This is a genomic window from Luteibacter sp. P4_E6, assembly GCF_056401535.1.
Genome location: NZ_JBFUJE010000568.1, coordinates 1 through 2,360, shown reverse-complemented (window position 1 = coordinate 2,360; position 2,360 = coordinate 1). Strand labels below are relative to the sequence as shown.

The window sequence follows — 2,360 nt, the reverse complement described above, 5'->3', positions numbered from 1 at the left end:
TCAGCTTAGGCGGCCCCAAGGGCCAACCCGACCGCGACACCGGACGTTGAGGTTGCGCGCGGCAAATGCGCAACGCCGCTTCGTCGCTGTGCGTCGCACGACTGCCTCAACGCGCCAACCCGCCTTCGTAGGAGCCGCTTCAGCGGCGAACCCTCGGGCTATCGGGTTTGCGAACGAGGCCTTGTGGTGATCGGGCGAGCGGTTGAACGCCCGCACGATGCGATGCAATGCCTCATTCGCAACGACGACCTCTGAGGGTTCGCCGATGAATCGGCTCCTACAAGAGCGGCACGAGCTCGCGCAGCGAGCTATCCGATTCGATGGCGCTCGCGATCGAGCGCGACAACCACGTCGGCCTTTGCCGGCAGCGTGGCGAGTGCATGTCGGCTGAGTCGCTCGTAATGCTGGAGGAAGCGCGTCATCTCTTCCTCGTCCATCGCGCGCGGTTCGCCGCGGGCGCGTAGCGACCATTCGGCTTCGTCGCGCCAGCGGGCCACGATGTCCCACGAAGGGGCGTGCAACAGGACGAGGGCATCGAGGCGGCGCCATACGGTGAGGTAGTCGGCGAGCTTCGTGTTCACCCACCGACGCCAGACGCCGTCGGGATCCTCCCCGGCCTCCAGCGCATTGATCGACGGGACCAGATCGGCTTCCGCCTGCGGCTCGAGGCCGAGACACCAGCCTTCGAGGATGACCAGCATCGGGGGCTGCGGGACCTCGGGCCATAGCGACATCGCGTAGCGGTCGTCCTGACCCTTGTCGAAACGCGGGATTGAAACGGGTCGCTCGGGAGCGGCTTTCTCCAGGGCGTCGAGCGTCGAAGCGAGCAGGGTGAGGTCGTGGGTTCCGGGAACGCCGCGTGTGCGCAGTAGCGGATGGACCTGACGTCCCAACGTCTCGCGCTCGGCGCGGGTCAGGTAGACATCGTCCAGTGAAAGGCTCACGGCCGACCAGCCCCGCTCCCGTGCGGCTTCGATCAGCGAGGCCGCGAGCGTGCTCTTGCCGCTGCCCTGCAGGCCGGAAATGCCGAGGATGAACGGTGACGAGGCGTGCGCGATCGACGCGGCGAAACGCCCCAGGACCCGCTCGGCGAGCGTGATAGCATCGGCTGATTCCATACCGGCAAGCATAGCCTACCCATGCTGACTCCCGAGATCCTCGACACTTTCCGCGGCCTGCTGAACGAAGCGAAGGCCAGCGGCGATCGTGAACCCACCGCCATGAACCTCGCCACGGTGGACGGCACCGGCCGCGTGCATTCACGCATCGTGCTGCTGAAGCAGATCGATGAGAACGGCTTGGGCTTCTTCACCAACTACGAGAGTGYGAAGGCCGGTGAGATGGCCGCGCACGACCAGGTAGCGGTGTGCTTCCACTGGAAGCAGATCCGCGAAGGCATCCAGGTGCGCTTCGAAGGGCGCGTGAGCAAGGCGAGTGCCGCCGAATCGGACGCCTATTTCGTTCGCCGCCAGCGTGGCAGCCAGATCGGTGCCTGGGCGTCGAAGCAGAGTCAGGAACTGCCGGACAGGCAGACCTTTGAAGACCGCGTGGCACATTTCGAGAAAGAGTTCGAAGGCCGCGACGTGCCGCGTCCTCCGCATTGGGGTGGCTACCTTCTCAAGCCGGACCGCGTCGAGTTCTGGTACGGCGCCGAGTTCCGCCTGCACGAACGTATCGTGCACGCGGAACACGGTACAAGCTGGACGAGCCGCCTGCTTTATCCCTGATCCGGAGTTTGCGATGAGCCGCGCCCAGCCCGTACAGCACATCGCGCAGACCACGTTCACCGTGCACACGCGAGGGCGGTCGCTCATCGAGATCACCGACCGGATCGCCGACGCCGTCTCGGCCAGTGGTGTCACGACCGGCATTGCGCACGTGTTCGTCCAGCACACCAGTGCCTCGCTGCTCATCGGCGAGAATGCCGATCCGACGGTGGTGGCCGACCTTGAGCGTTTCTTCGCGCGACTGGTGCCCGATGGCGATCCGCTATTTCGCCATCAGGACGAAGGCCCCGACGATATGCCCGCGCACGTGCGTGCCGTGCTTACCGGTGTGTCGCTTTCCGTACCGGTGCACGGTGGACGCCCCTTGCTGGGTACCTGGCAGGGTGTGTTCCTCTACGAACATCGTCACGAAGCCCACCAGCGCAAGATCACGGTGACGATATCGGGCCACTGAGAAGGTTGCCACGGCCGGTCAACGAGAGAACCCGCTCGCCACGCCGGCGGCAGACCACCGGGGGTGGTGGTGGCCATGTTCCGTGTTCCGCCGGGCGTGTCGAACGGGAAAAGGATGTCGGTGTCCATGCTCGCGCGTCGATCACCGCCATSCGACCGTAGATTTACGGAGTGTCCTGG

The 2,360-nt window shown here is 65.4% G+C and carries 3 protein-coding genes; 2 read left to right on the top strand and 1 reads right to left on the bottom strand.

Annotation, left to right across the window (positions count from 1 at the left end; translation table 11 throughout):
* Positions 1 to 308: 308 nt before the first annotated feature.
* The gene (locus tag AC1DT2_RS20880) at positions 309 to 1,118 is read right to left on the bottom strand and encodes a kinase (RefSeq protein WP_477298468.1); all 810 of its coding nucleotides are present in this window, start codon (positions 1,116 to 1,118) and stop codon (positions 309 to 311) included.
* Between the two features lie 21 nt (positions 1,119 to 1,139).
* Between AC1DT2_RS20880 and pdxH the strand changes: the two genes are divergently transcribed.
* Positions 1,140 to 1,727 carry a pyridoxamine 5'-phosphate oxidase gene (pdxH, locus tag AC1DT2_RS20875; RefSeq protein ID WP_477298466.1) on the top strand — a complete coding sequence of 196 codons (588 nt, stop codon included), beginning with the start codon at positions 1,140 to 1,142 and terminating at the stop codon, positions 1,725 to 1,727.
* Positions 1,728 to 1,740: 13 nt separating this feature from the next.
* The gene (locus AC1DT2_RS20870) at positions 1,741 to 2,181 is read left to right on the top strand and encodes a secondary thiamine-phosphate synthase enzyme YjbQ (RefSeq protein ID WP_063573613.1); all 441 of its coding nucleotides are present in this window, start codon (positions 1,741 to 1,743) and stop codon (positions 2,179 to 2,181) included.
* Positions 2,182 to 2,360: the final 179 nt, after the last annotated feature.

Coding starts and splice junctions, on each gene's coding strand:
- AC1DT2_RS20870 (WP_063573613.1), top strand. CDS start 1,741: ATGAGCCGCGCCCAGCCCGTACAGCACATCGCGCAGACCACGTTCACC.
- AC1DT2_RS20880 (WP_477298468.1), bottom strand. CDS start 1,118: ATGGAATCAGCCGATGCTATCACGCTCGCCGAGCGGGTCCTGGGGCGT.